Origin of the sequence: Streptomyces sp. NPDC048291, from assembly GCF_043201715.1 — a bacterium.
Taxonomy (GTDB): domain Bacteria; phylum Actinomycetota; class Actinomycetes; order Streptomycetales; family Streptomycetaceae; genus Streptomyces.
This window is the reverse complement of the sequence record NZ_JBICZC010000007.1, coordinates 195,285-219,101: the sequence shown is the minus strand read 5'-3', so window position 1 is coordinate 219,101 and position 23,817 is coordinate 195,285. Positions and strand designations below refer to the sequence as shown.

26 protein-coding genes and 2 pseudogenes are annotated in these 23,817 nt (G+C 72.9%); 16 read left to right on the top strand and 12 right to left on the bottom strand.

All coding sequences use genetic code 11. The annotated features are described in order from the left end of the window. Positions 1–75: 75 nt before the first annotated feature. A complete protein-coding gene (locus ACGF5O_RS20525; protein WP_393811277.1) occupies positions 76–675 on the bottom strand; it encodes a helix-turn-helix transcriptional regulator in 600 nt (199 codons plus the stop codon). Between the two features lie 74 nt (positions 676–749). Here ACGF5O_RS20525 and ACGF5O_RS20520 point away from each other — a divergent pair, with 74 nt between their 5' ends. Then, on the top strand, positions 750–1,454 hold the full coding sequence (locus ACGF5O_RS20520) for an ABC transporter ATP-binding protein (RefSeq protein ID WP_393811276.1): 705 nt from the start codon (positions 750–752) through the stop codon (positions 1,452–1,454). Positions 1,455–1,459: 5 nt separating this feature from the next. Further along, positions 1,460–4,285, top strand: coding sequence for an FtsX-like permease family protein (locus tag ACGF5O_RS20515; protein ID WP_393811561.1), 2,826 nt, complete (start codon positions 1,460–1,462; stop codon positions 4,283–4,285). A 262-nt stretch (positions 4,286–4,547) separates the two neighbouring features. Here the strand turns inward: ACGF5O_RS20515 and ACGF5O_RS20510 are convergent, their stop codons facing one another. Both ACGF5O_RS20510 and ACGF5O_RS20505 read right to left on the bottom strand, forming a co-directional pair. Then, complete coding sequence (locus ACGF5O_RS20510; protein ID WP_393811275.1) at positions 4,548–5,258, bottom strand: copper homeostasis protein CutC; 711 nt, start codon at positions 5,256–5,258, stop codon at positions 4,548–4,550. A gap of 135 nt (positions 5,259–5,393) precedes the next feature. Further along, positions 5,394–6,065: a maleylpyruvate isomerase family mycothiol-dependent enzyme gene (locus tag ACGF5O_RS20505; protein ID WP_393811274.1), complete on the bottom strand. Its 672-nt coding sequence runs from the start codon at positions 6,063–6,065 to the stop codon at positions 5,394–5,396. Positions 6,066–6,111: 46 nt separating this feature from the next. Here ACGF5O_RS20505 and ACGF5O_RS20500 point away from each other — a divergent pair, with 46 nt between their 5' ends. Next, positions 6,112–6,777, top strand: a complete 666-nt coding sequence (locus tag ACGF5O_RS20500) for a hypothetical protein (RefSeq protein ID WP_393811273.1) — start codon at positions 6,112–6,114, stop codon at positions 6,775–6,777. Positions 6,778–6,787: 10 nt separating this feature from the next. Beyond that, on the top strand, positions 6,788–7,858 hold the full coding sequence (locus tag ACGF5O_RS20495; protein WP_393811272.1) for a GNAT family N-acetyltransferase: 1,071 nt from the start codon (positions 6,788–6,790) through the stop codon (positions 7,856–7,858). Positions 7,859–7,915: 57 nt separating this feature from the next. Here the strand turns inward: ACGF5O_RS20495 and ACGF5O_RS20490 are convergent, their stop codons facing one another. After that, positions 7,916–8,188 carry a DUF4031 domain-containing protein gene (locus ACGF5O_RS20490; protein WP_393811271.1) on the bottom strand — a complete coding sequence of 91 codons (273 nt, stop codon included), beginning with the start codon at positions 8,186–8,188 and terminating at the stop codon, positions 7,916–7,918. 10 nt (positions 8,189–8,198) lie between these two features. Continuing rightward, positions 8,199–8,585 carry a hypothetical protein gene (locus ACGF5O_RS20485; protein ID WP_351703040.1) on the bottom strand — a complete coding sequence of 129 codons (387 nt, stop codon included), beginning with the start codon at positions 8,583–8,585 and terminating at the stop codon, positions 8,199–8,201. Between the two features lie 55 nt (positions 8,586–8,640). Between ACGF5O_RS20485 and ACGF5O_RS20480 the strand changes: the two genes are divergently transcribed. The 3 genes from ACGF5O_RS20480 to ACGF5O_RS20470 all read left to right on the top strand — a co-directional run bounded on the left by ACGF5O_RS20480 (position 8,641) and on the right by ACGF5O_RS20470 (position 12,160). Continuing rightward, positions 8,641–9,579, top strand: coding sequence for a MurR/RpiR family transcriptional regulator (locus ACGF5O_RS20480; RefSeq protein ID WP_393811270.1), 939 nt, complete (start codon positions 8,641–8,643; stop codon positions 9,577–9,579). A gap of 138 nt (positions 9,580–9,717) precedes the next feature. Beyond that, a complete protein-coding gene (murQ, locus tag ACGF5O_RS20475) occupies positions 9,718–10,647 on the top strand; it encodes an N-acetylmuramic acid 6-phosphate etherase (protein ID WP_393811269.1) in 930 nt (309 codons plus the stop codon). Positions 10,648–10,663: 16 nt separating this feature from the next. After that, a complete protein-coding gene (locus tag ACGF5O_RS20470; protein ID WP_393811268.1) occupies positions 10,664–12,160 on the top strand; it encodes a PTS transporter subunit EIIC in 1,497 nt (498 codons plus the stop codon). 177 nt (positions 12,161–12,337) lie between these two features. Here ACGF5O_RS20470 and ACGF5O_RS20465 read toward each other — a convergent pair whose 3' ends face one another. Beyond that, a complete protein-coding gene (locus ACGF5O_RS20465; protein WP_393811560.1) occupies positions 12,338–12,730 on the bottom strand; it encodes a hypothetical protein in 393 nt (130 codons plus the stop codon). A 117-nt stretch (positions 12,731–12,847) separates the two neighbouring features. Here ACGF5O_RS20465 and ACGF5O_RS20460 point away from each other — a divergent pair, with 117 nt between their 5' ends. Further along, positions 12,848–13,687 (top strand): helix-turn-helix domain-containing protein, encoded by an 840-nt coding sequence (locus tag ACGF5O_RS20460; RefSeq protein ID WP_393811267.1) that lies wholly within the window; start codon positions 12,848–12,850, stop codon positions 13,685–13,687. Next, entirely contained in the window at positions 13,671–13,979 is a 309-nt protein-coding gene (locus ACGF5O_RS20455) for a DUF397 domain-containing protein (RefSeq protein ID WP_393811266.1), read from the top strand. The genes ACGF5O_RS20460 and ACGF5O_RS20455 overlap by 17 nt, the downstream gene beginning before the upstream one ends. Here ACGF5O_RS20455 and ACGF5O_RS20450 read toward each other — a convergent pair. From ACGF5O_RS20450 to nthB, 3 genes are read right to left on the bottom strand one after another with little or no spacing between them, the layout of a single operon-like run. Next, positions 13,921–14,247, bottom strand: coding sequence for a nitrile hydratase accessory protein (locus tag ACGF5O_RS20450; protein WP_393811265.1), 327 nt, complete (start codon positions 14,245–14,247; stop codon positions 13,921–13,923). The two genes, ACGF5O_RS20455 and ACGF5O_RS20450, sit on opposite strands and share 59 nt — an antisense overlap. Next, a complete protein-coding gene (gene nthA, locus ACGF5O_RS20445; protein ID WP_393811264.1) occupies positions 14,244–14,840 on the bottom strand; it encodes a nitrile hydratase subunit alpha in 597 nt (198 codons plus the stop codon). The genes ACGF5O_RS20450 and nthA overlap by 4 nt, the downstream gene beginning before the upstream one ends. Beyond that, positions 14,837–15,508, bottom strand: a complete 672-nt coding sequence (gene nthB, locus ACGF5O_RS20440; protein ID WP_393811263.1) for a nitrile hydratase subunit beta — start codon at positions 15,506–15,508, stop codon at positions 14,837–14,839. The genes nthA and nthB overlap by 4 nt, the downstream gene beginning before the upstream one ends. Before the next feature lie 166 nt (positions 15,509–15,674). Between nthB and ACGF5O_RS20435 the strand changes: the two are divergent. From ACGF5O_RS20435 to ACGF5O_RS20415, 5 genes and pseudogenes are all read left to right on the top strand, one after another. Further along, a pseudogene (locus ACGF5O_RS20435) lies at positions 15,675–15,929 on the top strand (type II toxin-antitoxin system RelE/ParE family toxin); the annotation flags it as partial. Then, positions 15,926–16,261 carry a helix-turn-helix domain-containing protein gene (locus ACGF5O_RS20430; protein ID WP_393811262.1) on the top strand — a complete coding sequence of 112 codons (336 nt, stop codon included), beginning with the start codon at positions 15,926–15,928 and terminating at the stop codon, positions 16,259–16,261. The pseudogene ACGF5O_RS20435 and the gene ACGF5O_RS20430, both read left to right, overlap by 4 nt. A gap of 175 nt (positions 16,262–16,436) precedes the next feature. Beyond that, positions 16,437–17,012 carry a hypothetical protein gene (locus tag ACGF5O_RS20425; protein WP_393811261.1) on the top strand — a complete coding sequence of 192 codons (576 nt, stop codon included), beginning with the start codon at positions 16,437–16,439 and terminating at the stop codon, positions 17,010–17,012. A gap of 48 nt (positions 17,013–17,060) precedes the next feature. Continuing rightward, positions 17,061–17,393 (top strand): annotated as a pseudogene (locus ACGF5O_RS20420) (SDR family oxidoreductase); the annotation flags it as partial. 56 nt (positions 17,394–17,449) lie between these two features. Further along, positions 17,450–18,355, top strand: coding sequence for a GNAT family N-acetyltransferase (locus ACGF5O_RS20415; protein ID WP_393811260.1), 906 nt, complete (start codon positions 17,450–17,452; stop codon positions 18,353–18,355). Here the strand turns inward: ACGF5O_RS20415 and ACGF5O_RS20410 are convergent. After that, a complete protein-coding gene (locus ACGF5O_RS20410) occupies positions 18,338–19,891 on the bottom strand; it encodes a carboxylesterase/lipase family protein (RefSeq protein WP_393811259.1) in 1,554 nt (517 codons plus the stop codon). The genes ACGF5O_RS20415 and ACGF5O_RS20410 overlap by 18 nt on opposite strands. A gap of 491 nt (positions 19,892–20,382) precedes the next feature. On the opposite strand from ACGF5O_RS20410, the gene ACGF5O_RS20405 reads away from it, so the two are divergent. Next, a complete protein-coding gene (locus ACGF5O_RS20405; protein WP_393811258.1) occupies positions 20,383–20,886 on the top strand; it encodes a hypothetical protein in 504 nt (167 codons plus the stop codon). Then, positions 20,877–21,281, top strand: coding sequence for a hypothetical protein (locus ACGF5O_RS20400; protein ID WP_393811257.1), 405 nt, complete (start codon positions 20,877–20,879; stop codon positions 21,279–21,281). Before ACGF5O_RS20405 ends, ACGF5O_RS20400 begins: the two co-directional genes overlap by 10 nt. 22 nt (positions 21,282–21,303) lie before the next feature. On the opposite strand, the gene ACGF5O_RS20395 is transcribed toward ACGF5O_RS20400, so the two are convergent. Then, on the bottom strand, positions 21,304–22,431 hold the full coding sequence (locus ACGF5O_RS20395; protein WP_393811256.1) for an NADH:flavin oxidoreductase: 1,128 nt from the start codon (positions 22,429–22,431) through the stop codon (positions 21,304–21,306). Positions 22,432–22,597: 166 nt separating this feature from the next. Beyond that, positions 22,598–23,665 carry a tyrosine-protein phosphatase gene (locus ACGF5O_RS20390; protein WP_393811255.1) on the bottom strand — a complete coding sequence of 356 codons (1,068 nt, stop codon included), beginning with the start codon at positions 23,663–23,665 and terminating at the stop codon, positions 22,598–22,600. Positions 23,666–23,817 lie beyond the last annotated feature (152 nt).

Here is a 23,817-nt window from a genome sequence, read left to right as displayed (position 1 = left end):
GTGCCGGGTGCGGCACCGTCGTGGCTTGTCGCGCAGTTCCCCGCGCCCCTTACGGGGCGCTTTACGGGGCGCTGTTCAGGCGGACTCCGCGCGGGACTCACCCTGCGCCGGCGCCTGTGCCTGCGCCTGCGCCTGTGCCTGCGTGTCGTGTGCCGCGGCGAGCGGGCCCAGGTGCTGTGCGGCGCTGTCCAGCAGTTCGAGGTCGGCCTTGGTGTGGGCGACGGCGGCGTCGATCAGGACGGCGACCAGGGGCTCGGCGGCGTGGGCCCGGCGCTGGCGGGCCAGGCCCGCGAGCTCGGAGAGGTACGTCTGCCGCTGCGACTCGATCAGCGTGGTCAGGGCCTGCGGCCCCAGGGCGGAGGCGCCGAGGAGCTTCAGGAACAGCTCGTCGCGGAAGCCGCCGACCCGCACCCAGGCGGTGGTCGCCCAGGAGCGCAGTTCGGCCTCGCCCGCCTCGGTGAGCGTGTAGAGGTTCTTGTCGGGCCGGTCGGTCTGCGTGACCTGCGAGCGGGAGACATAGCCGTCGCGGACCAGCCGTTCGAGGATCTGGTAGAGGTGCCCGATGTTCAGGCCACCCCACTGCGGGCCGATGGCCTCCTCGAACCGGGCCTTGAGTTCGTATCCGTGATTCGGTCGCCGGGTCAGCAGCGCGAGCACGGCGTGGTGGAGCGGCATATACGTCCCTTCTACATTGTGACAACATACCCCTGAATTGCCGCAATGTAGGTGCCGAGGGCGAGGCTGCATCAATGGCTGTGAGCGTGGCGTTGCGTGGGGTGAGCCGCCGGTATCCCGGGCTGACCGCGCTGGACGGGGTCGACCTGGAGGTCGCGGCGGGCGAGGTGGTGATGCTGACCGGTCCTTCCGGCGCCGGCAAGTCCACCGTGCTGCACGTGACGGGGGGCATGGACCGGCCCGACGAGGGGCACGTCGAGATCGACGGCACGGAACTCGTGCGCCGGGACCTGGACCGGCACCGCAGGCGGATCGGCTTCGTCTTCCAGCGCTTCCACCTGCTGCCCGCGCTGACCGCGCTGGACAACGTGCTCGCCCCCGTCCTGCCGCGCAGAGTGGACTTCGACCGCCGTGCGCGCGGCATGGAACTGCTCGAAGCGGTCGGCCTGGACCAGCGGGCCGACGCCCTGCCCTCGCAGTTGTCGGGCGGCCAGCAGCAACGCGTCGCCGTCGCCCGCGCGTTGGTCAACCGGCCGGGGCTGCTGCTGGCGGACGAGCCCACCGGCAACCTGGACAGCGTCATCGGGCGGGAGATCATCGACCTGCTGATGTCGCTGAGCGAGCGGTACGGGATGACGATGCTCATCGCCACCCACGACGCGGAGGTCGCGGCCAACGGCGACCGGGTGGTGCGGTTGCAGGACGGCAGGATCACCTCGGACCAGCGGATCACGCCGCTCGGCGACGTACTGCACCGGCTGGGGGGCCTGCGCCCGTGATCACGATGATCCTCGACCAGCTCCGGCGGCGGCGCGGGCGCGCACTGGCCCTGGCCGCCGGGATCCTGGTGGCGGCCACCAGCTTCACCCTGCTGACCTCGACGGTGAGCACGAGCCAGGCGACCACCGTGGGCACGGTACGGAAGAACGCCCGGTCCGCGTACGACGTCCTGGTGCGCCCGCCCGACTCGCAGACGGCCGTGGAGCGGCAGAGCGGCCTGGTCGCGCCGAACTTCCTGTCCGGCACGTTCGGCGGCATCACCATGGACCAGTACCGGCGCATCCGCTCCCTGGCCGGGGTCGACGTGGCCGCGCCGGTCGCCAACATCGGCTACCTGATGGTGTCGAGCACGGTCACCGTGGACGTGTCCCGCTTCCTGGACTCCGAGGCGTCCCGGCAGATCCTGCGCATCAGCCCGACGCTCACCTCCGGACTGGGCGCCTACCGCACCTCCGACGAATACGTCTACCTCACCCGCTCCCCCCTGACTTCGGCGGGAACGACGGAGGACCTGTTCCAGTCCGACACCCTGGAGGAGGGCACGGTCGACAAGAGCACCCGGCGGTATCAGCTCAAGGGCAAGTACGACGTCTGCTTCTACTTCAACTGGGACAAGACCGAGCAGACCGAGTTCAACCTGAAACTGCCGATGAGGCCGAACTTCATCGCCGAGGACCTCAGGGACAAGTCGCCGTTCGACCCGGCCCTGAGTTCGCGGATGAACTGCCAGTCCGGCCGGGACAAGGCCACCATCGACGTTCCGGTCAGTTACCCCGTGCTGCTGTCCGCCGTCGACCCGGCGGCCGAGGACAAGCTGGTGGGCCTCGGCTCCACCGTCACCTCGGGCCGGATGCTCACCGAGCGGGACAAGCCGTGGACGGTGTCGTCCGCCAAGAGCGTCCACGGACAGCACGACTCCTACATCCCGGCGCTGCTCAGCAACGACCCGCTGACCACCGGAACGCTCGACGCCACCGTCCAGCGGCTCGACGTCGGCGACCCGGCCGAGCTGCCCTCGAAGCTGGGCAACCCGACGGCCGGCAGCTTCGTGCAGGGCCTGCACGGCACCACGGTGGGCAGGACCCGGGTCGACCTGGGCAAGGGCTACCGCAAGGCGCTGACCGAGGATTCGTTCGACACCGGGAACTACTGGACGGTCGGCCCGGTCACCTACCGCCGGACCTCCGACGGCGACCTCGCCGCGCAGCCGCAGCCGCCCCAGAAGCGCGGCCTGTGGGTCACCGCCTCGGATCAGCAGCCGTTCCCCAACGTCCCCGAGGAGAACCACCAGGGCACCCAGTACCGGAAGGTGACCAGCCACGGCGCCACGGAATGCATCGGTCTGGGTTCCTGCGACGGCGTCGACTCCGGGCGCCTGCCCAACCCCTTCGTCCGCCTGGTCGGCCGCTACGACACCGGCAGGCTGCACGGCTTCTCGGCACTCTCCGACACCCCGCTGGAGACCTACCAGTCGCCGCAGGTCACCGGCGCGGACGCCGCGACCCGGGCGAAGCTGAACGGCCGGCCGCTGCGACCGGACCGCAACCTGGGCGGCTACGTCAGCCCGCCGCCCACCATGCTGACGACGATGGACTCCATCACCGCGCTCACCAAGAGCCGCCGGGTCCCGGACCTCCAGGACAGGGCGCCGGTGAGCGCGATCAGGATCCGGGTGGCCGGGGTGACCGGCGTCGACACCGCCTCTCGGGCCCGGGTGAACGCCGTAGCCGGGGCGATCCGGGCCGCCTACCCCCGGCTCCAGGTCGACGTCACCGTCGGCAGCTCGCCCGCCCCGCGGACGGTGGCGCTGAGCGGGTCGGCGCAGGTGACGGAGCGCTGGGTCGCCAAGGGCGTGGCGCTGCGCATCCTCCGGGCGGTGGACACCAAGAGCGCGGTGCTCTTCGTCCTGGTCCTCGTCGTGTGCGCGCTCTTCCTCGGCCAGGCGGCGCTGGCCTCGGTGCGCTCCCGCCGCACCGAGATCGGCACGCTGCGCTGCCTGGGCTGGAGCGGCGGCGAGGTACTCCGCCTGGTCCTCGGCGAACTCGCGGTGATCGGCCTCGCCGCAGGGTCAGCGGGCGCGCTGCTCGCGTACGTGCTGGGCCTGCTGCTGGGACAGCCCGCGGCCGGGGCCAAGGCGCTCCTCGTGCTCCCGGTGGCGCTCCTGCTGGCCACGGCCGCGGGCCTGGTCCCCGCCTGGCTCGCCACCCGGCTGGGCCCGATGGAAGCCGTCCGGCCCCCGGTGACGGCGGCCCGCCGCGCCCGCCCGGTGCGTTCGGTGGCCGGGCTGGCCGTGCTCAACCTGCTGCGGGTGCGGGGCCGCACGCTGCTGGGCGCGGCGGGGCTGGCACTGGGCGTGGCCGCGTTCACGGTGCTGCTCGCCCTGACGCTGGCCTTCCGCGGCGAGGTGGCCGGGTCGCTGCTCGGCAGCGCCGTGGTGGCGCAGGCGCGCGAGGCCGACTACCTCAGCGTCGCCCTGTCCCTGCTGCTGGGCGCCGCCGGCGCCATCGACGTCCTGGTCATCTCGCAGCGCGAACGCGCCGCCGACCTCGCGGTGCTGCGGGCGACCGGCTGGACCGACCGCGAGCTGGCGCGGCTGACCCTCTACGAGGGCATCGGGCTGGCTCTGCTGGGCGGCCTGTCCGGCGCGGTGGCCGGTCTGGCCGGGGTGCTCGCACTGGGCCGGGGCGTGCTGCACGGACACCTGCTCACGGTCACCGGCGCCGCGCTGCTGGCCACGCTCGCCGCGACCGCCCTGGTGGTGGCGGCCCTGACAGTGCCGATCCGCCGACTGTCCCGAATCGCCCCGGCCCACCTGCTCGCCGCCGAGTGAACCGACGAGCGAACCGCCGACGAAGCCGCCTACCGATCCGGCGACTGTCCCGGATCACCCTGGTCCACCTGCTCGCCGCCGAGTGAGCGGACGAGTGAACCGCCGACGGAGCCCCTACCGAGCCGCCGACTGTCCCGGATCACCCCGGCCCACCTCCTCGCCGCAGAGTGAACCGACGAGTGAACCGCCTGCCGAGCCGACGGCCGATGCACCGACCTGGCCGCCACCACCAGGGCCGCCGACCGGGCCGGGCTCGGCCCCGTCAACGCGGTAGCGCGGCCTCCGAGCCGTCCAGCACCCGGCGCCAGGACCGCACCGCGTCCTCCGACACGGCACCGTCCCAGCCCGCCGGCCGGGCCGCGCCGCCGATGTGGAAGGCCTCGATACCCGCCGCCCGCAGCTCGGTCACGTGGTCGAGCCGCAGGCCGCCGCCCACCAGGAGCGTCTGCTCGTACCCCGGCTCGCCGCGCCGCCCCGCCTCGGCCAGCAGCCGGGGCAGCCCCTCGTCCACGCCCTCCGCGGCCCCGGCCGTGAGATAGGTGTCGAGGCCCGGCAGGTCGGCGAGCTGCTTGCGCAGGGCGTCGCGGTCCGCGGCCCGGTCGATGGCCCGGTGGAAGGTCCAGCGGCAGCCGTCCAGCCCGGCCACCACCTGCTCCACCGCGTCCAGGTCCACCCCGCCCGACGCGTCCAGGAACCCGAGCACGAACTGGTCGGCGCCGGCCGCCCGCAGCTCCCCGGCCACCCCCACCAGACGGTCGGCGTCGCCCGCGGCGAACCCGTCCGCCAGCCGGAGCATCACGCGCAGGTCGATGTCGACGGCGGCCCGGATCTCGGCGAAGGTCCGGGGCGGCGGGGTCAACCCGTCGGCCGCCATGTCGGTGACCAGTTCGAGGCGGTCCGCGCCTCCGGCCTGGGCGGCGACCGCGTCCTCGGCGTCGAGGGCGATCACCTCCAGGACTGCACGCGTGCTCATAGGGCCCCTTCCGTGGTGTTCCCCGTGCACCCCGGGCGCCTCCCGCAAGAGGTCTAGTCCGGAGGTCTAGTCCAATCCAGAGTACGCGGGGAACACCGGAGGCCGCGAGACCGCCCCGTCACGCACCGGCCGTATTCAGCCGTAGAGGTTCAGCTCCGCCGTCTCCGCTCCCATCAGCTCGTACGACGCCCCGTCCGGCGACCGCCCGGTGTACAGCCGTACGAGCGTCGCCGCGTCCCCCATGAAACGGGCCGGGGTCCGGGTCCCGCTGGTCTCGCCCAGGTGCAGCGGGTCGTCCACGTCGTCCAGGTCGGCCTGGAGCCGCAGGTGTCCCCGTGCCCGGGTCACCCGGGCCAGCAGCGAGAGCGCGTGCGGCAGGCCCGCGCCCGTGTAGGCGCCGGGTTCGCCGAGGGTGTCGCGGACGTCACCGGCGTGCACCCACTCCCCCAGGGCGATCCCGTCCAGGAGCCCGTCGGCCCGCCCCGCGAGCACGTCGCCGGCCTCGGTCATGCCGCGCTCCAGCTCGTCGAGGACCCGGGAGTTCGTCCAGTCCGCGCGCTCGGCGATGTCCCGGTCGTTCGACTCGGGCGAGAACACTCCCGGCTCGAAACGGCTTTCGACCACCCGGATCAGCGCGGCCGAACAGTGGGCGAGCACGTCCCGCACCGTCCACCCCGGACACGCGGCGGTCGGCAGCGCGAAGTCCGCGTCCGGGCGGGAGCGGAGGAGAGGGATCAGCGCGTCGCGCTCGACGGTGAGGAGACGGCCGGGCAGCAGGGGGTCGCGTACGTCGTCAGCAGCAGTCATGCGTCCACGCTAGGGCGATGTCGGCGGCGGGCGGGAGAATGGGCGCATGGCCGATCTCGACGCCCTGCGTTCCCGCTGGCAGACCGCCTTCCTCAGATCGCGGGACGACGACTCCTGCGCGCCCTCCCCGCACCGCTACGCCGACGAACTGCTCCGCCGCTGGCAGGAACCCCAGCGCCGGTACCACACGCTCGCCCACCTCACGGCGGTCCTCGACCACGTCGACGTGCTGGAGGAGTACGCGGACAGCCCGGAGCTGGTCCGGCTCGCCGCCTGGTTCCACGACGCGGTCTACCTGCCGGACCGCTCGGAGAACGAGGAGCGCTCGGCCCGCCTCGCCGAACGCGCCCTGCCCGAGGCCGGGATCTCCGCGGCGAACACCGCCGAGGTCGCCCGCCTGGTCCGGCTCACCGTCACCCACGACCCGGCCCCCGGCGACCGCAACGGCGAGGTCCTGTGCGACGCCGACCTCGCGATCCTCGCCGCCCCGCCCGCCGCGTACGCCGCCTACACCGCCGCCGTCCGCGAGGAGTACCACTTCGTCCCCAACGACGCCTTCCGCGCGGGCCGTTCCGCGATCCTGCGGCAACTCCTGGACCTGCCACAGCTGTTCAGGACGCCGTACGGCCGGACCGAGTGGGCGCCGACCGCGCGCTACAACCTCGCCGCGGAGCTGGAAATGCTGTCGACCGCCGAGGACCCGGCGTCCTAGGGTGCGAGCCATGCGGGAAACGGGCGGGGACCAGGTGGAAGAGGCCGTCGCGGGCTGTGTGGCCGCGCTGCGGCCCGCGGTGACGAGGAACTGGACGGAGGTGCCGGCCGGCAGGCTGGACTGGAACTGCCACGAGACGGCGGTCCATGTCGCCGACGACCTCGTGGCGTACGCCGCCAACCTGGCCGGGCGTGCCCAGGACGCGTACGTGCCCTTCGAGCTGAAGCTCGACGAGGGGACCGACAACTCCGGCCTGCTGCACGTGATCGAGACGACCGGCGCCCTGCTCGCCGCCACCGTCCGCACGACCCCGCGCGAGGTCCGCGCCTTCCACCCGTACCCCTTCCGCAGCGCGGACCGGGCCGGCTTCGCCGCGATGGGGATCGCCGAAGTGCTGCTCCACACCCACGACATGACGACGGGCCTCGGGCTCCCCTACCGGCCCTCCGAAGAACTCGCCGAGTCCGTACTGGCCTGGCTGTTCCCGCACGTCCAGCCCGGCCCCGCCGCCTGGCCGACCCTCCTGTGGGCCACCGGCCGCGGCGAGCTGCCCGGCCGCGCCCCGGTCACCGACTGGCGCTGGCACAACAACCTGGTCATCCCCGCCGAGCGCCTCGACCTCGTCGGCATCCGCCCCGCCGAGGCCCGTGACCTGCGCCTCGGCGGCAACGGCGGCTTCGAGTGGATCGACGGCGGCCCCTACGAGGGCACCCGCGACGCGGCCGGCTTCCTGCTCAAGGCGTACGAAGGGGGCGTCCACCGGCCGGAGTTCGGCGTCTTCGCCCTGGTCCGCCGGGGGGACGGCCGGGCGGTCGGCGGCATCGGCTTCCACTCCGCCCCGGACGAGGAGGGCCGGGTGGAGATCGGCTACGACCTGGCCGAGGCCGCCCGCGGCCACGGCTACGCGACGGAAGCGCTCCGCGCGCTGGCCGACTGGGCCCTGGCCCGCGACGACGTACACACCCTGTTCGCCACCGTCGAGACCGCCAACACCGCCTCCCAGGCGGTCGTCACCCGCGCCGGGTTCGGCCAGGTGAGCGAGAGCGAGAAGGAGCTGGCCTTCGCGCTGCGGGCGGAGTGAGGCGGCCTAGCGGTGCAGGGAGCCGTTATTACTGCGGGCGGGGCACGTCGCGTATTACTACGGGCGGGGCACGTCTCGCTTGCGGCGGCGCAGCCCCGCCCCGTGCAGCAGCCGCACCACCTCGCGGCTGCTGACCTCCACGGCACCGGCCCGGACCGCGTCCGGGTAGCGGTGCGAGGGGATGTCGTAGTGGTCGCGCTCGAAGGCGCGGCGCTGTACGCCCATGTCCGCGGCGAAGGCGTGCAGTTCGGCGTACGACACGTCGCTGACGAGGTGGGACCACATCCGGCCGTGCCCCGGCCAGTCCGGCGGATCGATGTACACCGTCATGAGAACTCCGTCACGATGAGGACATCCCGCCGCCCAGGGAGCTGCCGAGGGAGCCGACGGAGGCGACCTTCACGCCGGCCTTGTGGCACACCCAGTGCGGGTCCGGGCCGAGTTCGGGTTCGACGTCCAGGGCGTGCGGGTCGCCGGAGCCGCACACCGGGCACAGCGGCCAGCGGCCGTACCGCTCCAGGAGCGCGTCCTGTACGTCCTGGGCCACCAGCCCCGCCACGTATCCCGCGCCCTCCGGCCACTGCTCCACCCACCAGCGGCGCTGGACGACGGAGTCCTCGACCAACGAGACCACGTCCGCCTCGGCGACCTCGCCCGCGACCAGATCGGCGAGCACGAGGGCGCGGGCTGCGTGCAGCGCCTGTTCCAGGGGGCTTACGGGGTCCATGGTCCTATTGTGCGCGGTCTTGACCGGGCACCCGAACCGAAAATATCTTTCAAGGGTGACCGGGAAGGTGAAGGAAGTTTTCGGCGGCCGCGGACCCGGCAGCCCGGGCGGCGCGCCGCCGGCTCCCGCAGCCCTCGCGGCCAAGGTGCGGACCCTCGCGCCCTCCATGACCCGTTCCATGCAGCGCGTGGCCGAGGCCGTCGCGGGCGACCCGGCCGGCTGCGCGGCCCTCACCGTCACCGGCCTCGCGGAACTGACCGGCACCAGCGAGGCGACCGTCGTCCGCACCGCCCGGCTGCTCGGCTACCCCGGCTACCGCGACCTGCGGCTCGCCCTCGCCGGGCTCGCCGCGCACCAGCAGTCGGGGCGGGCGCCCGCGATCACCACCGACATCGCCGTCGACGACCCGATCGCCGACGTCGTCGCGAAACTCGCCTACGACGAGCAGCAGACCCTCGCGGACACGGCGGCCGGTCTCGACACGGTGCAGCTGGGGGCCGCGGTGAGCGCGCTCGCCGGGGCGCGGCGGACCGACGTGTACGGCATCGGGGCGTCGGGGCTGGTCGCGCAGGACCTCACGCAGAAGCTGCTGCGGATAGGGCTGATAGCGCACGCCCACAGCGATCCGCATCTCGCGGTCACCAACGCGGTGCAGTTGCGGGCCGGGGACGTGGCGATAGCGATCACGCACTCCGGGTCGACCGGGGATGTCATAGAACCGCTGCGGGTGGCCTTCGAACGAGGGGCCACGACCGTCGCGATCACCGGGCGGCCGGGGTCGTCGGTGACGCAGTACGCCGACCATGTGCTGACGACGTCGACGGCGCGGGAGAGCGAGCTGCGGCCGGCGGCGATGTCCTCGCGGACCGGGCAGTTGCTGGTGGTGGACTGTCTGTTCGTGGGGGTGGCGCAGCGGACGTACGACGCGGCGGCGCCGGCGTTGGCGGCGTCTTACGAGGCGTTGGCTCATCGGCACCGGAGTGTGCCTCGCTAGACCGTAGGGCTTGATCACCGTGGGAACGTGCCGGTTCGTCGTGGCTGGTCGCGCCCGCGCGGCGGTAGCCGCACATCAGACACAGCCCCGCGCCCCTGGGCGGGTGCACTCGGCCGAGTCAGAAAGAGCCGTATCCGAATGACCACCGAACATCACACCCTTCGCACCGAACTCGAAGCGCTCACCACCGAGGCGTTCCGCCCGGAACTCGCCGAGATCGACACGTTGCCCACGCTCGACATCGCGCGGCTGATGAACGGCGAGGACGCCGCGGTGGCCGGGGCCGTGGCTCTCCGACTGCCGCAGATCTCGGCGGCGATCGACGCGATCGCCGCCCGGATGGCCCAGGGCGGCCGGCTGGTCTACGCCGGGGCCGGTACCGCCGGGCGGCTCGGGATCCTGGACGCGTCCGAGTGTCCGCCCACCTTCAACACCCGGCCCGGTCAGGTCGTCGGGGTCATCGCGGGCGGGCCGGCGGCCATGGTCACGTCCGTGGAAGGGGCCGAGGACTCCGCCGAGCTGGCCCGCACGGACCTCGACGCGCTCGCGATCGGCGCGACGGACACCGTCGTCGGCGTCTCGGCCTCCGGCCGCACCCCCTACGCCGTCGGCGCCGTCGGGCACGCCCGCGCCCTGGGCGCCCTGACCGTCGGCCTCTCCTGCAACGCGGGCAGCGCGCTCGCGGCCGCCGCCGAGCACGGGATCGAGGTCGTCGTCGGCCCCGAACTGCTCACCGGGTCCACCCGGCTCAAGGCCGGCACCGCGCAGAAGCTCGTCCTCAACATGCTGTCGACGATCACGATGATCCGGCTCGGCAAGACCTACGGGAACCTGATGGTCGACGTCCGCGCCTCGAACGAGAAGCTGCGCGCCCGCTCCCGCCGGATCGTCGCGCTCGCCACGGGTGCGCCGGACGCCGAGATCGAGGCGGCCCTCACCGCCACCGACGGCGAGGTGAAGCCCGCCGTCCTGGTGATCCTGGCCGGTGTCGACGGGCCCACCGCAACCCGCCTTCTGGAGGAGTCCGGCGGTCATCTGCGCGCGGCGCTCACCGCGACGGGCGGCTGACCCGCACGCTCGGGGAGTGCAGAGATCGTCGTACGACACCGCCGCCGCGCTGCTGCCCCTGGTCGGCGGCCCCGGGAACGTCACCTCCGTCGCGCACTGCATGACCCGGCTGCGGCTGGGCATCGCCGACCGGGAGAGGGTCGACGCGGCGGCGGTGCGGGCGGTGCCCGGGGTGCTGGGGGTGGTGGCGGACGGGGACACCCTCCAGGTGGTGATCGGTCCGGGTGCGGTGGTGACGGTGACCGCCGCGTTCGAAAAGCTGCTCGGTGACGACCTGCCGGGGTCACCGCAGCGCGCCCCGGAGGGGCACGGGGAACCGCGCGAGCAACCACGACGCGCCCGCACCCGGCCCGGCAACGACGGTGCCGCGGACCTCGCCGCCCGTGGCGCCGAGCTGAAAGCGGCCCGCGCCCGGCGCAACGCGACCCCCCTCAAGACGGCCCTCCGCCGCATCGCCGACGTCTTCGTGCCGCTGATCCCGGCCCTGATCGGCTGCGGAATCCTCGCCGGGCTCAACGGGCTCCTCGTGAACGCGGGCTGGCTGCCCTGGCTGCCCCCCGCGCTCGCCGCCGTCGCCTCCGGCTTCATGGCCCTGATCAGCGTCTTCGTCGGCTACAACACGGCGAAGGTGTTCGGCGGCACACCCGTCCTCGGGGGCGCCGTCGCGGCGATCGTCGTCTATCCGGGCGTCGCGAAGGTGACAGCCTTCGGGGTGGCGCTCGCGCCCGGTCAGGGCGGGGTCCTCGGGGCCCTGGCGGCGGCGCTGCTCGCCGTCGGCGTCGAGAGGTGGTGCCGGGGCCGCGTCCCCGACGCCCTCGACGTGCTCCTCACCCCCACCGTCACCGTCCTCGTCGCGGGCCTCGCCACCCTCTACGGCCTGATGTACGCCGCCGGTCTCGTCTCCTCCGCCATCGGCACCGCGGCCGACTGGCTCCTGGCCACCACGGGACCGCTCGCCGGCCTGGTCCTCGGCGGCCTCTTCCTCCCCCTCGTCATGCTGGGCCTGCACCAGGCCCTGATCCCCATCCACACCACCCTGATCCAGCAGCAGGGCTACACCGTCCTGCTCCCCCTCCTCGCCATGGCCGGCGCCGGCCAGGTGGGTGCGGCGCTCGCCGTCTACGCCCGCCTCCGCCACCACACCCAGCTCCGTACGACGATCAGATCGGCGCTCCCGGCGGGCCTGCTGGGCGTGGGCGAGCCCCTCATCTACGGCGTCTCGCTCCCCCTCGGACGTCCCTTCCTCACCGCCTGCGCGGGCGGAGCGGCGGGCGGCGCCTTCGTCGGCTTCTTCGCGGTCCTCGGCGACCGCGTGGGCGCCACCGCCATCGGCCCCTCGGGCTGGGCCCTCTTCCCCCTGCTCACCGGCAACAGAGGCCCGGCCTTCGCCGCGGCGATCTACGCCGGCGGCCTCCTGACCGGCTACGCGGTGGGCTTCCTCGCGACGTACGCCGGCTTCAGCGGGGCGGAGGTGCCTGGTGACGCGGGTGACCCGTCAGCCCCGCCCCGCTGAAGCCGCCGCCCGAGTGGCGGCGTCCGCGAGGATCACCCGGAGCCGCGCCAGACACTCGGCGGCGAAGCCGGGAAAAGTCCGCCAGTAGTAGGCGACTCCGCCGACACCAACGACAATCGCCCAGGCACGGGCCCGCGTCCAGGTCGGGTCATCGATGCCCATGGCGTCCCCGACCGGTCATGTCGGCAGTCTCGCCGCCGTGTTCGCCCGCCGCACCTGCTCCCGCAGCACGTCGTCCGGCAGCGCCGGCTCCAGCGACCCCGGCGGACAGTCCCACTCCTTGCCGCCGACGACAGGCCGCACCTGCACGACACCGCCGACGTGCCCCCTCACCTCCCCGATCCGCCCGTCCCGTACGTCCGTCACGAACGTCCCGAACGGCGGCCGTTCCCCCCGCACCACCGACGCCAGCCGCTCCGCGACCCGCACATTGCACCGCCCCAACTCGACCAGGGCGAAGGGTTCGTCGCTCGCACCGGTCACCGGGTCCACGCACAGCGACGGCAGCACGACACCGACGCCCCGCAGGGCCGACCGCAACGTCTCGACGACTTCTTCGGTGGGTCGCAGCACCATTCCCTACCTCCACGCTGAGTTTTCGGTTCGCGACACAGCGTGGCGGGCAGGGCTCTAACCTGGCCAGACAGGACATCCCAACAACACCGTCTGTTGGACAGGGGCGTGCACATGGCAGGGCCGAAGGATCTGGATCCGTCGTCATCGCCACGGGCCTTGCTGGGGGCGGAATTGAGGCACGCACGTGAGCGGAAGGGGCTCAGCCAGGCCGAGTTGGGGCAACGGCTGTTCGTGAGCGGATCGTTCATCGGGCAGTTGGAGGCGGGGACCCGGCGAATGCAGCCGGAGTACGCACGGTTGCTGGACGAGACCCTGGGGACGGACGACTTCTTCCGACGGAACAGTGAGGCTGCTGCCAAGTCGAAGTACCCGGACCACTTCGCCGAAGCCGCGGAGGCGGAGGCGCGAGCCACGGCGATCAGCCAGTACGCGGCGCTGCTGATTCCGGGACTGCTTCAGACAAGCGCCTACGCGGAGGCGGTGTTCCGCGCCTACAAACCGACGGCCCCGGAGCAGGTGATCGCGGAGCTGGTAGCGGCCCGCATGGAGCGGACCCACCTTCTCGACGATCCAACAGAGCCGGTGTTGTGGGCGGTGATCGACGAGGCAGCGTTACGCAGGTTGACGGGCGGGCCCTCCGTGATGGCCGAAGCCCTGCAACACCTGGCCGGGTTGATCCGCCGAAGGCGGGTGATCGTGCAGGTGCTGCCGTTCCGCGTCGGAGCGCATGCCTCGCTGGACGGCCCGCTGAAACTGATGGAGTTCACCGACGGGCCCCCGCTCTCCTTCGTGGAGGCACCCGACATGGGAAGGCTGCTGGACGACCCAGCCGTCGTCGCCCGCCATACCCAGATGTTCAAACTCCTCGTCGCCGCCGCCCTTTCCCCGTCGGATTCCCTAGCCTTGATCGAGTCGGCGGCGCAGGATTACGAGCATGAGGAACTTGCCTGAGTACGACCTGAGCACCGCCACATGGCACAAGTCCAGCTACAGCGGCGGTCAGGGGGGCGACTGCCTCGAAGTCGCCCGCTGGCGCAAGTCGACTTACAGCGGCGGCGGCGACAACTGCCTCGAAGTCTCCGACGCCCACCCCACCCTCATCCCCGTCCGCGACTCCAAGGCAGCCCCCCACGGCCCGGTGCTCGCCTTCCTCCCGGAGACCTGGGCGGCCTTCGTCGAGGACGTCAAGCGCGGTGGTCGTGGCCCCGAGGGCGCTGTGCCAGGGTCTGGGCGCGGGCGGTGATGTCCGCCGGGGACACGACGGACAGGTCCGCGAGTACGTCCTCCAGGGCGCCCAGCCACAACCGGTAGTACCGGTACGGCTCCTCACGGGGCGCGGTCGCGATGCGGGCGATCAGTGCGCCCTGGAACTGCGGCCAGGTGAACGCGCCCGTCTCGCACAGGCTGACGGCCATGCCGAAGGCGCGGCTCTCCCACGGTTCGGCGAAGGTGAGTTCGCCGTTGGCGCGGGGCGGGGCGGCCGGGCCGTCGGTGTCGAGGGGGGCGGTCACGGGGCCGTCACCTTGGCGACGCCGACCATCGCGTCGCGGGTCACGAGCGGCACGAGTTCCTCCTCGGTCAGGTGGCCGGTGCCCGCCGGCCGCTCGGGCAGGACCAGCCAGCGGACCTCGCTGGTGGAGTCGTGGACGGTGATCTGCACGTCGTCGGCGAGGTCGAGGCCCATCTCGGAGAGCACCCGGCGGGGCTCTTTCACGACGCGGGCGCGGTAGGCGGGGTCCTTGTACCAGCTGGGCGGCAGGCCGAGTACGGGCCAGGGGTAGCAGGAGCACAGCGTGCAGACGACGACGTGATGCGTGGTGGGGGTGTTCGCCACGACGACGATGTGCTCGCCCTGCGGTCCCGAGAAGCCGAGTTCCTTGATGGCGGCGGTGCCGTCCCGGAGCAGCCGGTCCCGGTACGCCGGGTCGGTCCAGGCCCTGGCGACGACCTTGGCGCCGTTGAGGGGGCCCACGTTGGTCTCGTACTCGGTGATGATCCCGTCCATCACCTTGGGGTCGATCAGGCCCCGTTCGGTGAGCAGTTGCTCCAGCGCCTCGGTGCGCAGGGCCGGGGGCGGGCGTTCGCCGGATCCGGCGGTGGTCATGCGGCGGCCTCCAGGTAGCTCTCGTACATCTCGACGGTGACGGCGAAGGGCTCGGCGTCGGCGCCCCACAGCTCGCGGGAGTCGAACCGGACCGAGTAGACGTACTGCGGGTTCTCGCCCTGGAAGTGGGCGTTGGTGTCGGGCAGTACGGCGGCGGGCTGTACGGCCTCGACGGTGCCGGTGTGGCCGCGGGCGTAGCGGGGCAGCCGGGTGTGTCCGGGCACGGACGCGGCGCGGGCCCGGACCCGCTCGCCGGCGGTGAAGGCGGGGGCGGTGTCCAGCGTGCGCAGCGAGCCCTCGGCGGTCGGCGCGTAGTCGGGTCGGTGGGGCTCGGGGCTCGGGGGCTCCGGGACGTGTTCGCCGCGCAGGTTGCGGGCGCGGGCGTCGATCGCGCCGGGGGCGAGGACGGAACTGTCGTCGAGCAGCAGTTCCCCGCCGTTGAGCCAGCGGCCGTAGTAGCCGTCGCCGAAGTAGGCCGCCCGGTCCAGGCGCTCCAGGGCGTGCCGGAAGGCGTCCGTGTTGACGCCGCCGGACGCGACACGGCCGGAGAGGATCGCCAGCGCGAAGGCCCGCCGCTGCCAGGGCTCCGCGAAGACCGGTTCGTCGGGCGTCGGAGGGTGGACGGGCCCCCATCCGGGTGTGCCGCCCAGGTCGGCGATACCGTCCATGACAGATCTCCCCATACGCGACAAAAGGGCTATACGTGAAGCGTAGGCGACGGTCCGCACAGCGTCCCGCCAGCCCGACGCCGAGCGCCGCAAACCGCCCCCTCGGGCTCCGCATCACCCGTTTCAGCGACCGCGGTCCAGGAAAGGCTCCACCCTCGGGCCCCGGACGCCCATGCCGTTCGCCCGCCCGCTGGAAGACGGGGTGTACGAGCTGCGCCCCACGCTGGGCGGCGTGAGCACACGGATCACGTACTGGTTCGCGCCCGAGCGGCGCGTCGTCCTCGTCACCCTCTTCCGCAAGACCGGGATGCACGAGGCAGACCAGGTCGCCCGTTCGGTGGCTGCCCGTAAGGTGCGCGCCGACGAGCACGGTCCGGCCCACGTGACGTACAGCCGCGCCACGGAAGGAGACGCCCGATGAACCACTCCCGCTGGAGGTTGGCGCGCGAGAAGAAGCTGGCCGCGGGGCCCGCCGAGTCCCCCGAGGTCACAGTCGAGCGTGCCGAGATCCGACTGGCCATGGCCTTCGCTCAAGCGGTGTACGAGCGCCGCAAGGAGCTGGGGTTGTCGCAGGCCGAGCGCGCCGGGCGCGCCGGGCTCACCCAGGCGAAGATCTCCCGTCTGGAAGGCGCCGACACCGTGCCGACGCCGCCCTTGCTGCGGCGCCTGGCCCTGGCCGTGGACGCCTCCCTCAGCATCGCCTTGGACGACGATCGCGAGGAGGTCACGTTCACCGCGCACCCGGCAGCCTGATCGCGCCCTGCCGCCTACGGCCGCGAGCGCCCGGCTTCGCCTCGGCAACCCGCACCGGCCAGTGGCGCGACGCCGTCACGGTCCATGTGCTCGAAGTCGGTTCGGTCGGGTCACCTGACCTCGCGTTCAGAACGTTCCGGCGGTGTTGTCAGCCCCCTGTGCAACCCTGGTCCTCATGAACCACTCGCAGCTCACCGCCCTGGGCCGGGCCCTTCGTCTGCTCGGTGAGCACGGGGAGGCCCTGACCGGTGACACGCCCGACGGCAAGTTGCACGAGGTCAAGGACGATCTGCGGCGGGCGCTCGACCTGCTGGAGGAGAGCGTCACCAGTGCCGCGCCCACGACCCGGTGCGCCGAGCATCCGCAGGGGCCCGTGGACGAGAGCGCTCCCGATCTGTGTCTGCTGTGCGAGACGCGGCGGCGGGCCGCGCGGAGGTCCGAGTTCGGGGGCGGGCCGCGGCCGGTGCCGGGCGAGGCGGCCGGGCCGTCGATGTCCCGGTACGGGGTGCGGGGCGACCGGCCGCAGCCGCAGCAGCGCTGGCTCCCGGAGGCTTGGAACGGCCGGGAGTGGGAGCTGTGCGGCACCCCCCGGCGCGACCGGCAGGAGGCGGAGCTGTATCTCGCCGCCCAGCGGCGCGGGTCCCGCCCCGCGATGGCCTACCGGCTGGTGCACGAGTTCACCGACTACGAAGTGCTCCGGGTCTGGGGCACTCCGGTGCACGTGGACATCGAGCCGCTCGGCAACCTCTGACGCCCGGGTGCCGCCATCCAGGCACTGAACACCCGAACCCACCGTGCCGGCATGTCGAAGACCGCGCTGCTCGCGGTGGGCCGCGGCTTCGCCAAGCAGGCCGCCGGCACCGGTGTCACGGTGAACTCCGTGATCGCCGGTCCCACCCACACCGCAGGCGTCGAGGACTTCGTCTACGAACTCGTCGACCGTGACCTGCCCTGGGACGAGGCCCAGCGCGTCTTCATGCACGAGCACCGGCCGCAGTCGCTGCTCCAGCGCCTGATCGAGCCGGAGGAGATCGCCCACATGGTCGTCTACCTCAGCTCCGACCAGGCCTCGGCCACCACCGGCGGCGCCCTCCGGGTGGACGGCGGCTACGTCGACTCCATCCTGCCGTGACCGGTCCCGGCAGCCTTCTCTGGACCACACGCCAATTCTCTGACTAGAGTCAGAGAATGGATGCTACACAGATCGACCAGGTACGGCGGTTCAACCGCACCGTCACCGAACGCGTGGGCGTGCTCCACGACCGCTACCTGGGCCGCGACCGGCCGATCGGCGAGGCCCGGCTGCTCTGGGAGATCGGCGAGCGGGGCCAGGACGTCCGGCGCCTGCGCGAGCGGCTCGGCCTCGACTCCGGGTACGTCAGCCGGCTGCTGCGCTCCCTGGAGGCGGACGGGCTGGTGGCGGTGGAGCCGCAACCCCAGGACCGGCGGGTGCGTACCGTGCGGCTGGCCGAGAAGGGGCGGGCGGAGCGCGCACTGCTCGACAGGCGCAGCGACGACCTGGCCGGTTCGATGCTCCAACCGCTCAACACCGACCAGCGCACCCGGCTGGTCGCGGCCATGGCCGAGGTCGACCGGCTGCTGACCGCCGGGACGGTCACCCTGGACGTCGTCGACCCCGACCAGCCCGACGCCCGGCGCTGCCTGCTGGCCTACTTCGCCGAACTGCAGGAGCGCTTCGACACCGGCTTCGACCCCGCCCGCAGCCTGCTGCCCGACGCCGGCGAACTCCGGCCGCCGCGCGGCCTGTTCCTGGTCGCCCGGCTGCACGGCGAACCCGTCGGCTGCGCGGGGGTGAAGCTGCCGGCCGGGGCCCCGGCGGAGATCAAGCGCATGTGGGTCGCCCCGGCGGCCCGCCGGCTCGGTCTCGCCCGCCGGTTCCTGACCGAACTGGAGGCACGGGCCGCCGGGCACGGCTACGACACCCTGCGCCTGGACACCAACAAGACGCTCGACGCCGCGATCAACCTCTACCACTCCTTCGGCTTCGAGGAGGTCCCCGCCTTCAACGACGAGCCCTACGCCCACCACTGGTTCGAGAAGCGGATCACCGCGCCGTCAGCCGAGCAGCGGTGACGGGCTGAAGTCGTATCCCTCCCACAGCCGCCTGGCCTTCTCCTCCGGGTACGCCGTCACCGTCGGGGTCGTGTCCAGGACCTGGGTGGTGCGGGCCCCGGGGTCGTAGGCCGGCCAGCCCGGGTCGCCGGTCGCGGCGAAGGACGTCCACGCGGTGCGGAAGCGGGCGGAGAGGGCCTCGGCCTCGGGCGTGACGCCGGTGTCGGCCCAGAGCAGGTTGGCGAGGTCCGCCTCGAAGGTGCCGAAGAGGAGCGGGATGTCCAGGCCGTGGCAGGCGCCGAGCAGGCCGCCGTTGCCCGGGGCGCCCCAGGTCAGTTCGTAGAGGTGGGCCCGGCCGCCGCCCGCGGTCTGCGCCTCGGCCAGGCGCAGGGACGGCATGGCGAACAGCCAGTCGGTCTGGACCCGTTCGTACAGGTCGCTCGGCGAGGCGTCGGGGTGGGCCGCGCGGTAGGCGCGCTCGCCCTCCGCACCGCCCGGTGCGAACAGGCGCAGGGCGCCGGTCGCCTGCTCCTCCGTGATCTTGCCGTACATCCCGCTCATCACCAGGAACAGGCGGAACTCGTCGCGGTTGTGGCCGACGAGGAGGTCCACGTCGCGGGCGGAGCCGGCGGCCAGCGCCTGCCAGGGGGTGGTGGGGAGCACCTCGCCGTCGACCACCGGGGAGAACGGGGTGACCGTCGGCGCGATCTGGCCCCAACGGTCCACATACTGGGGCATCTTGGTGCCGAGCGCCTGTCCGGCCTCGGTCAGCCGACGCGGGTCGGTGGTCGCCAGGTCGGCCACCGTGGGGCGCAGACCGGCCTCGGCGGCGAGGGCACGGCCGATGTCCTCGGCCAGGTCGAGGGAGAGGAACGTGCCCGGGACGCTCTGCGCTATCGCCCGCCGGAACAGCCCGCGCGCCCGCTCCATCGCCAGCAGGGACGCCACCGATCCGGCGCCCGCCGACTCGCCGAAGACCGTGACCAGGTCGGGGTCGCCGCCGAACGCCGTGATGTTCTCCCGGACCCACTCCAGCGCCGCCACCTGGTCCAGCAGGCCCCGGTTGGCGGGCGCCCCCTCGATCTGGGCGAAACCCTCCATGCCGACGCGGTAGTTGAGGGAGACCACGACCACGTCGCCGTCACGGGCGATGCGCCGGGCGTCGTAACCGGGACTGCCGGAGTGGCCCAGCTTGTAGGCGCCGCCGTAGATCCACACCATCACCGGGCGGCGGGCGGCCGGGTCCGGGTCCGGTGTCCACACGTTCACCGTCAGCCAGTCGTCGCCCTCGGGGGCCTCCAGGACACCCGTGCGCCCCTGAATGCCAAGGTCCTGCGGGGGCGGCGGGCCGAAGGCGTACGCCTCGCGCGTCCCCTCCCACGGGTGCGCCGGGCGCGGCGCGGCGAACCTGGCCGCTCCCACCGGGGGTTCGGCGAACGGTATCCCCCGGAAGACCGCCAGACCGTCCTCCCGCAGGCCGCGCACGGCACCGGCGGCGGTGCGCACGACGGGGCCCTCGGTGGCGGCCGTCCGCCCGGCGGACTCGTTCGTGATCATGATCGCTCGCTTTCGACGGCTGGTTGCTGCCAGGTTGCTGTCACTTCCGACGACTGACCGCCACCGGTTTCACGGCCGGTCACTGATGAAACGTCCGGCGCTTCGCACGAGTGCCGAACACCCTTCACCCGTTGGAGTGAAGCCGGGCAATCCAGGTCAGCCGTGCCGGGCCATGAAACGCCCTGGCCTCCGCCTCGCCGATCTCGTACACCGTCTCACGGGCCCGTGGATCGCGCGCAGGGAACACGTGTCCGCCCGGCCGGAACGGTACCGATAGCGCCGATGGCGGCGATGGCGTCGGCGTCGGCGTCGGCGTCGGCGGCCATCACAAGCCGATAACGAAATACCCGCGCCAAGTGGGCGAGTTTCGCGCCCCCTTGATACGTTCCGGCAGGTCAGCGTCGCGTCTCAGGCCCGTTCCCGAGGGGCGTCCGCACAGGATCCTGACGTCCCATACCTCGACAGCCAGCCGCCGACCGAAGAGCCGAGCCGTGACGAACCACCCGACCCCCGAGCCGGGACCAGCGCCGATGAGCGGCCTGTTCAGGCAGTTGCGCGTGTCGCTGCTGATCACCCTCGGGGTGTCCGCCTTCATCGCGGCGGGGGACCTGCTGGTCGGCCTGGTGCACGGCGACTTCCTCGCGGCCCTGGGCGACCGGGCCTCGGGGACGGCCGTCGTCTGCACCCTCGTCGCCCTCGTCCACTCCGCGGTCTACGGCGTGATGCGCTTCGGGCGCCCCGAGACGCGCGAGGCGCGGGGCGTGTGGGCCGGGGTGGGGGTGCTGATGGTGCTCGACGTGGTCCCGCTGTTCGCGGCGGGTCACCTCGTACTGGCCCTCATCCCCCTCCTGGCCACCGTCGGGGGCTGGGCCTTCGGGAAACACACGGGCGTGACGGCGGACTCCGCGCCCTACGGGGCCCTGTTCCTCGGCCTCCTGTCGCTGCCGGTGCAGCTGGTGGTCGCCATCGTCATGAGCATCGTGGGGTGGCTGTGACCGTCTCCGCGGACACCGCCGCCGCGTGGGCCACCCTGCTGGCACTCGCGGGTCTGCCCGCGATCGGGTACGCGCTCTTCACCAGGCTCACCGGCCGGGGGCGCGGAGGCTCCGCCCCGTGGCGGGTCCAGGACGATCCGACGACCTGGATCGGGGCGGGTGCGGCGGTCGCGGGCCATGTGCTGGCCGTGGTCGCCGTGGTCGGGGAGTGGGGCAGGGTGTTCGGTTTTCTGACGACGGCGTACATGGGCGGGTGCGTCGCCGGCGCGTTCGTCTACACCTACGACACCTGGGTGCGCGGGGGTGAGCAGCGCCGGCGCGCCCTGCGCCCCGCGCTCCTGCTCATGGTGCCCTACGCGGTCGCCCTCGGGTTCTTCGGCCGCGTCGCCGGCTGACCCGAGGGCGGACCGGACCGGGTCAGCTCAGGGTCTTGAGCGCCGCGGCGTCGTACGACTTGAGCTCGTCCGTGCGGCCGGCCAGGACCTTCGCCGCCCACTCGGGGTCCTGGAGGAGGGCGCGGCCGACGGCGACCATGTCGTACTCGTCGCGCTCCAGGCTGTCGAGGAGGTCGTCGAGGCCCTTGAGCGGGGAGCCCTCGCCCATGAAGCCCTTGATGAAGTCGCCGTCGAGGCCGACCGAGCCGACGGTGATGGTGGGCTTTCCGGTGAGCTTCTTGGTCCAGCCGGCCAGGTTGAGGTCGGAGCCCTCGAACTCGGGGAGCCAGTAGCGGCGGGTGGAGGCGTGGAAGGCGTCGACGCCGGCGGCGGCCAGCGGGGTGAGGATCGCCTCCAGCTCCTCGGGGGTCTCGGCGAGGCGGGCGTCGTAGTTGTCGGACTTCCACTGCGAGTAGCGGAAGACGACCGGGAACTCCGCGGAGACCGAGTCGCGTACGGCGGCCACGATCTCGGCCGCGAACTTCGTACGAGCGACCGGGTCGCCGCCGTAGGCGTCGGTGCGGCGGTTGGTGCCCGCCCACAGGAACTGGTCGAGCAGGTAGCCGTGGGCGCCGTGCAGCTCGACACCGTCGAAGCCGATGCGCTCGGCGTCGGCCGCGGCCTCGGCGAACGCGCGGATGACGTCGTCCAGGTCCTGCGAGGTCATCGCCCTGCCCTCGCCCTCGGTGCCGTCCAGGCGGATACCGGAGGGGCCGACGGCGGGGGCGTCCGCGAACGGCGGCTGGCCCTGCTTGCGGACCATGCCGATGTGCCACAGCTGCGGGACGATCGTGCCGCCGGCCGCGTGCACGCCCTCGGCGACCTTCGCCCAGCCCGCCAGCTGCTCCTCGCCGTGGAACCGCGGGATGCGGCTGCTCTGCCCGGCCGAGTCGTGACCGACGTACGTCCCCTCGGTGACGATCAGACCGACACCGGCGGCGGCCCGGCGGGAGTAGTACGAGACCACGTCCTCGCCGGGGACGCCGCCGGGGCTGAACTGGCGGGTCATCGGCGCCATCACGATCCGGTTGGGGACCGTGAGCCCGTTCAGGGCGATGGGACGGGAGAGGATCTCGGCCGCGCGGGAGGCGGGGGGCGTGGTGACGGTCACGTGGGGGGCTCCTCGTGAGTAGGTCGTATACCTTGGTCGTATACCAGTCGGTATGTGCACGCGCATCGAGTGCACCTCCGTGCACAACGACCTGCCCGGACGTACGCATTCCCGGCAGCCGCCCGAACGCCGTGTGACCCGGGACACGGGGCCGCGGCCGTTCCGGCTAGCCGACGAGCAACTCCCGCTCAAGCGCGCGCAGTTCCCCGCCGTCGACGCCCAGGCCCTGCTTCAGGTAGGCGCCGAACGAGCCGTACTCGTCCTCGACCTCGTCGAAGCCCGAGTTCAGGTACTCGGCACGGACGTCCAGGAGCGGCTTGTAGACCTTCGCCTGGGCCGGGGTCATCGCGGCGAGCGTGGCCGCGTTGGCCGAGGCGCGGTAGGTGTTGCTGGCCAGGTAGTCCGCCATCACGGTGTCCCGGGGCACGCCGAGCGCGGTGAGCAGGGCGGCGCTGGACCAGCCGGTGCGGTCCTTGCCGGCGGTGCAGTGGTAGAGGAGGCCGTGCCGGCTCCCGTCGGCGACACCCGCGAAGACGGAGGCGTAGGCGGCCCGCGCGGTGGCACCGCCGACCATGAACTTCTCGCCGTCCACCATCATCCGGACGGCGGCCTCCTCGGTCGTCGGCATGGTGCTGGTCATGGTGGAGCCGGCCAGCACGTCGGCGACGTGGTACGTCACGCCGGACGGTACGACGTCGGGTGCGGAGGCGCGCTCGGAGGCGGTCCGCAGGTCGTAGTCGGCGCGGATGCCGAGGCGCCGGAGCTTGGCGACGTCGGCCGCGGTGAGCTTGTCCAGGGCGTCGGAGCGGTAGATCTCGCCCATCTTCACCCAGTGGCCGTCGGCGGTGCGGTAGCCGCCCGCGTCGCGGAAGTTGACCGTGCCGTCGAGCTTGACCAGCCGGTCGGCGAGGTGCAGGGAGCCGCCGCGCCCGGGGACGAAGTCGAACCACTGGCGGTCGGCGGCGGGCAGCCCCCGCACGGTCACGTCGCCGGTGGCGCCGCCGCGCGCGACGACCCGGCCGTGCGCACGGACGGTCACCGAGCGGACGCCGGGCGCCTTCCAGACGAGCCGGTAGGAGCCGTCGTCGTTCGCGGTCACGGTGGCCGCGGTGAAGGGGATGCGCGAGGAGTGCGGCGCGTGCGCGGCCGGCGCGGCGGAGGCCGCGGGCGCGGTGAGCGTGACGGAGGCGGCGCCGAGGGCGAGGACGACGGCGGCGAGTCTGGTGTTGTTCATGAAACGGATGCTGTGTGCACTTACCGACGGTCGCGTGAACGGCAGATGACTGACTGAATGTGCAGAGATGGCAGTTTGTGCCATGCCCCGCCGCCTCCGGCAGCCCGGCAGCCCCGCAGCCCGGCAGCGGAGACGCCGAAGGGCGGCACCCC